Annotated in this window: 6 protein-coding genes; all 6 read right to left on the bottom strand. The window is 65.5% G+C overall.

Annotation, left to right across the window (positions count from 1 at the left end; all coding sequences use genetic code 11):
• Nucleotides 1–12: 12 nt before the first annotated feature.
• Entirely contained in the window at nucleotides 13–1,515 is a 1,503-nt protein-coding gene (locus Rhe02_RS49125; RefSeq protein WP_203915498.1) for a replication initiator, read from the bottom strand.
• 44 nt (nucleotides 1,516–1,559) lie between these two features.
• The gene (locus Rhe02_RS49120; RefSeq protein ID WP_239124575.1) at nucleotides 1,560–2,354 is read right to left on the bottom strand and encodes a hypothetical protein; all 795 of its coding nucleotides are present in this window, start codon (nucleotides 2,352–2,354) and stop codon (nucleotides 1,560–1,562) included.
• Nucleotides 2,351–2,545, bottom strand: coding sequence for a hypothetical protein (locus Rhe02_RS49115; RefSeq protein ID WP_203915497.1), 195 nt, complete (start codon nucleotides 2,543–2,545; stop codon nucleotides 2,351–2,353). The genes Rhe02_RS49120 and Rhe02_RS49115 overlap by 4 nt, the downstream gene beginning before the upstream one ends.
• Nucleotides 2,542–3,975 carry an FtsK/SpoIIIE domain-containing protein gene (locus Rhe02_RS49110; protein ID WP_203915496.1) on the bottom strand — a complete coding sequence of 478 codons (1,434 nt, stop codon included), beginning with the start codon at nucleotides 3,973–3,975 and terminating at the stop codon, nucleotides 2,542–2,544. Before Rhe02_RS49110 ends, Rhe02_RS49115 begins: the two co-directional genes overlap by 4 nt.
• Nucleotides 3,968–4,363, bottom strand: coding sequence for a hypothetical protein (locus Rhe02_RS49105; protein ID WP_203915495.1), 396 nt, complete (start codon nucleotides 4,361–4,363; stop codon nucleotides 3,968–3,970). Before Rhe02_RS49105 ends, Rhe02_RS49110 begins: the two co-directional genes overlap by 8 nt.
• A gap of 202 nt (nucleotides 4,364–4,565) precedes the next feature.
• Nucleotides 4,566–4,990 (bottom strand): hypothetical protein (locus Rhe02_RS49100; protein ID WP_203915494.1); only part of this gene is annotated, 425 nt, incomplete at its 5' end.

Here is a 4,990-nt window from a genome sequence, read left to right as displayed (position 1 = left end):
CCTTTCGGTTGGCTATTGGTGTTGGTTGAGTCCGTGGGGCTGTCGCTGGCGAGCGGCGTCGGCAGCCATCGCGGCGAGTGCTGCGTCTCCGGTCGAGCGCCAGCCGTTGCCGACGTGCTGCCATCGGTTGATGACGAGGGTGGTTTCGTCGTCGTGCTCGTCGGCGAGAACGGCGGCGTTGCCGTCGATCGCACTGACTTTTATCCGGTTCTGCGGCATTCGCGCTTGCCGCAATGCGGTCAAGGTGGTGCTGTAGCGCCGTGACTTGGTGGAGAAGTGGCCGGGAAAGCCGAGGCGGTGTGCCCAGTGCTGCAGGCTTTCCCACTCCAGCGGCTCACCCAGCTCCCAGCAGGCTTGAATCAGCCGGTTCGTGTGCTTGGACCGATCCGCATACGCCGCAATGGTTTCAGCGTTGATCCGAGCGGCGTTGACGCCTGCGGTTTCGGTGCCTTTGGTGGCGTACTTGGCGAGGTACCCGGCGACGTGTTGCTCAGTCAGCTCCCCACCAGGCAGACCGGTGCGCACCACGTCGACCTTCAGCCCTTTCTGACCCCAGCCGATCTGCCAGCCGGTGTGTCCTTCGCGGTCTGGGTGTGGGTCGCTGACGAGCGCGGTCATGCGTGCCGCTTCTTCGACGGCCCACTTCAGATCGAAGGCCGACATGACAGGAACGGGTGCGTTGTCCTGGCTGAAGATGAGCGGAGGTGGCTCGATCGTGTCGGGGTTGTCGGGGTCGAAGCCGTCAAGGCGGACCAGGGCGTGAAGATGCACCACCCCGCGCCGTTGGTACTCGGCGACCTTGGCGTAGCGGACGCGTAGACCGCCGTCAGCGGTGGCGCCCATGATGCGGCGAGCCCGAAGCATCGTCCGCGACCAGAGCTTGCCAACGAGGTGGTTCCACACCACGTGGTGCTCGTGGTCGTAGCAGTCCAGGCAGAGCGGTTGCCCGAGCCGCCAGTCATCCTCGCTATGGATGGCGTTGCACCACAACGGCTTGCCATGCTCGCAGACAGGCTTGGCGCGGCGTGGCCGGCAGGGCTTCACGGTTCCCTTGCCGCCATTGCCGTGTACAGCGCCGAAACTTGGTGCGGTGAGCGTGACGAACACGGCCGGGTGGGTCGCCACGCTCTCGGGCACGCCCTTACCCCCGGCCAGGCCCGCCCTGATGAGTTGATAGGTATCCCACCGGTACACCTCGGCGCAGGACGGGCAGCGCGAGGCAAGCCTTGTGCCGCATGGCTTGTAGAGCACACGGTCGGGAAGGTCGTCCGTGGTGAACCGCGAGACCACGCGGCCAGTGGAGGCTTGCACGGTCAGTACCTCACCGCGGAGCCGGACAGGGCTGGTGCAGCCGCGAGTCTTGGCGACGTGGGTGAGCCAGTTGCCGAAGCCGGGCTTGGACGCGCGTGCGATGAGTCCGTCAGGGTCGCCGGTCATCTGGGTGAGTGGCAGCCCGGACAGCTGCTTCAGGAGGAGCCGTGCAGTCTCGTGCTGGTTTTTGGGCGCAGTGATCACAAGGCACCTCCTTTCAAGGTGTCCGGGCTGATGAAGCTAGGTGGCTACAGGAGGGGCTTCCCGGTCAGCGGGGAGACCGCCGTGCCGACGGTGACGAGTTGCCGTGATGGCTCGGTGATGCCGAGCGCCCGCATGATGTCGCCGGTAGTGGCGTTGGAGACCCGGAGGACGGCGCGTAGCTCGTCGCGGGTGATAGGCCGGTCGTTCTCGGCCATGAAGTCGGTTGCGGCTTTGCGGGCTTGGTCGAGCAGGTGAGTCGGAAGCGGTGCGGCTGTCGGGTTGACGGTTGGGACGGAAGCCGGGATCGGTTGGTGATCGTCCCGGACGGCGGGTATGGCTATCTCGACGTGCGTAGGTTCCTCCTGGGCAACTGGCGCGATGTAGGTCGGCAGGGTAGCGGGACGCTCGGGCTCGGGGTCTTTGCCGAGGATGAGCTTTGCCAGCGCAGCGAACGCGAGGGCTGGCACGACAGAGACCAGGCCGCCAGCGAAACCCGGTTTGGCCACGGCCAGCTGTGCAGTGATGGACAGGCCGAGCGCGAGCACGAGCAGAAAGGCGGGATAGGCGATGCCTTGCCCGGCTCGCTTGCGTCGTCGGATGACCAGCAGGGCCGCCACGGGGACGAGTTCGGAGATGACGGCGTTGGCCCAGCCGAACCAGTCGGCCTTGCCTGCTGGGCTGTTGGCCATCGTCCAGTCGTGCACGTGGGTGAACGAGCCCGCGCCCGCTGCCACGCCGACCGCGAGCAGGATCAGAACGAGGACGACATCCTCAAAGCGTTGCCCTGCTTGCGGTTTCCGCACCGGGCGCGGCGCGCCGGGGATGCGGTGGGTTGTCATTTGCTGCCTCCTGTCAGGGGTGCTCGGCGGGACACGGTGGCATAGACGCGCAGTCTTCTGCGGCGGCCGGGTTGCGGCTCGGAGACTTCGTGAAGCTCGGCGAGCTCGTCGAGCAGCCGCAGCCAGTAGGCGACGTTTTGCTTGGTGCCGACCAGGCGGACCTGAACGGTGTGCGGGCCAAGGTCGGTCATTGCGCTACTCCTAACGTGGTGCCGTAGGTCGCCGCCATGGCGCGGATGTCGTTGTCGTCGTGGTAGGGGAATCTGACCCGGCCAGGTCGGTTGCGGCCGTCGAGCATGACGTAACCGACGCCGGGTTGATGCTCGGAGATGAGGTGTGATGCTGCGCCGTTTCTGACGGCGTTTTCGCCGAGCACCATGTCGACCTCCGACTCTTCGTTGAGCGCCAACGCAATTCGGGTAGCGAACAGGTTGCGGTATGACAGGATCTCCTTCCTCGGGTCTTGCAAGGCTGCTATGACGTGTACGCCGACCGCCCGGCCCTTCGTCAGAATCTCGGCCATGGCGTGGTTGAGTCGTTCCTTGAGCTTCTTGTCCGGCACGTAGGCGGTCAGCGACGCAAACTCGTCGATGAGAATCACGATGGTGGGTTCGTCGGTGGTGGCGGTGTGGTCGCGTGCCATCCCCCGATATCGATTCGCACGCTGAATCACCACCTTCGCCAGGTCCTCCAGGGCACCGGCCATCTCGTGCGGCCCGTCGTAATGAAAGGCGCGGAACAGCTCCTGGCCGTAGGCGAATTCCATGCCGCCCTTGGGATCGAAGGCATGCACGTGCAAAAGCCCGCTCGTGATCCCATTTGCGATGGCGGAGACGATCGACCAGACGGCCGAGCCTTTACCCGAGCCGGTCCGGCCCGCGATGAGCACGTGCCCGACGAGCGAGACCGTGAACAGCATCCCGTCTTCGTCGACCGCCACCGGCAGCCGTCGCGTGTCCACCGTGGCCGGCACCGGGAACGGTGGGATGGTCGCGGCCAGGGTGTCGACGAGCCGGAACCGCAGCGCCACTCGATCGGCTTTCGGGCTTTCGATTGCGGTACACGACAGAGCTTTGAAGGTATGGGCGAAGCGTGGCGCTGCTTCGGCCCAGTCGTGCGGGTGCTGGCCCGGCAGCATTCGCGCCGTGACAACATCGCAGCGCCCATCGTGACGCACGTTGAGGAGGGACGGATAGAACCGCTCCCCGCCAAACGAGGTGGCCAAGCCGATGTTGGCGATTGTCGGCTGCCACAGCGGCCGGTAGCGAAGGTAGTGCCGCCACTTGGCTATGTAGAACCATCCCAGCCAGCGCTGGAAGGTGTCGCGTCGCCGCCACCACCACACGCCGAGCATGCCTGTGGCGAAGACCGCTGCCGCCGTTGCCCAATACCAGCCATAGGCGACCGTCAGGTAGGCCAAGAGCCCCAGTGGGGCGCTGAGCCAGTAGAACTTGGCGAGGTAGTACAGCGCTGCACCAAGGCCGAGTATCAACCACCAAAGCCCTTTGACGGCAAGCCATGGGATGTACGCCCAGAGCGGGATGTGGAACATGGGCACCCGCCAACGGCGAGGGTTGGGCGCGTCATGGGAATCGCCCGGAACACGGTTCTTGCTAAACACGGCTCACCTCCCTTCGCGCGGTTTTTCGCGTCTCGAACAGCGGCAGCTGTCCCCTCATCTGCCCTCTCGGGCGTGCGCCGACCGTCGCTGCCAGCCGGAGCGGAGCGGCCAAGACTCGGCGTTGCATCGTCGGCAGCCAGCGACCACGGCCCAGCACCGCCATCGCGTCAGCTGGATCGGTGACGAGAAGCGCCACCTGTCGCGGATCGACGTGGCCACGTTCGGCTTGCCGTCGTGCCATCGCCGCCAGCGATCCCGCTGCTTCAGCCAGCACCGCCACCCGAGCCAAGGCGGGCAGAGCGGCGAGCTCGATTTGCCGACCGGCTCGCACCATCGGCAAAGCGCCGTAGGTAACGAGTGTGCGGCGGCGCATTCTCAAGGCGTCCATGGCACCGCCAATCGAGGTGCCGTGGGCTTGCTCAGGTGCCAGCCACAGGGCCGACATACGTTGGCGTTCTGATGCCAATCGTCTGGCTTGACCCAACGGCCGCAGTAGCCACACTCGATTGCGAGGACCTTGACGAAACCCTTGCTGCGCTTGTATTCCATCCACTCGACGAGACTGGACAACCCGCGCGACAGCTTTTGGTTCATGGCAGATCACCCGGCCTGAAATCGAGTAGGTCGGCGGCCATCGACACCTGGCAGCCGCGAAACCCTTGGGTGATGCCGTAGAGGTGCGTGGTGCCGTTTGCCTCCCAATGGTTCCAACCGGCGATGCCGAGGAAGCTTGTCCACCGCACGAACGCGTCGTAGCGCGCGTTCATGTCGGCACCAATACACCGCCCCATCAGCGTTCCGGCGACGCCAAGCTGCCAGGTGACCAGGGGAAGCTGCTGGTCTACCGCAGCGTCCATCATCTCGTGCAACGCGGCGGCTGCCTTGCGCTGCCAGACCACGCAATCGGTCTTGGTGAACAGGAGCGACATCACTGACCGCCCCGCTCTCGCTTCGTCTGGCCGCACGACCGGCAGCAGTCCATTGGATGCGCCACCGGCACCCGGCCGCAGAAGAA

The organism is Rhizocola hellebori (assembly GCF_016862955.1).
Taxonomy (GTDB): Bacteria; Actinomycetota; Actinomycetes; order Mycobacteriales; family Micromonosporaceae; genus Rhizocola; species Rhizocola hellebori.
Note: the sequence above shows the minus strand (reverse complement) of the source record. Positions and strands in the feature narration are given on the sequence as shown.

What these genes read in the sequence shown, in the direction of transcription:
- Rhe02_RS49115 (WP_203915497.1), bottom strand. Translation starts at nt 2,545, where the DNA reads ATGACCGACCTTGGCCCGCACACCGTTCAGGTCCGCCTGGTCGGCACC.
- Rhe02_RS49120 (WP_239124575.1), bottom strand. Translation starts at nt 2,354, where the DNA reads ATGACAACCCACCGCATCCCCGGCGCGCCGCGCCCGGTGCGGAAACCG.
- Rhe02_RS49105 (WP_203915495.1), bottom strand. Translation starts at nt 4,363, where the DNA reads ATGGACGCCTTGAGAATGCGCCGCCGCACACTCGTTACCTACGGCGCT.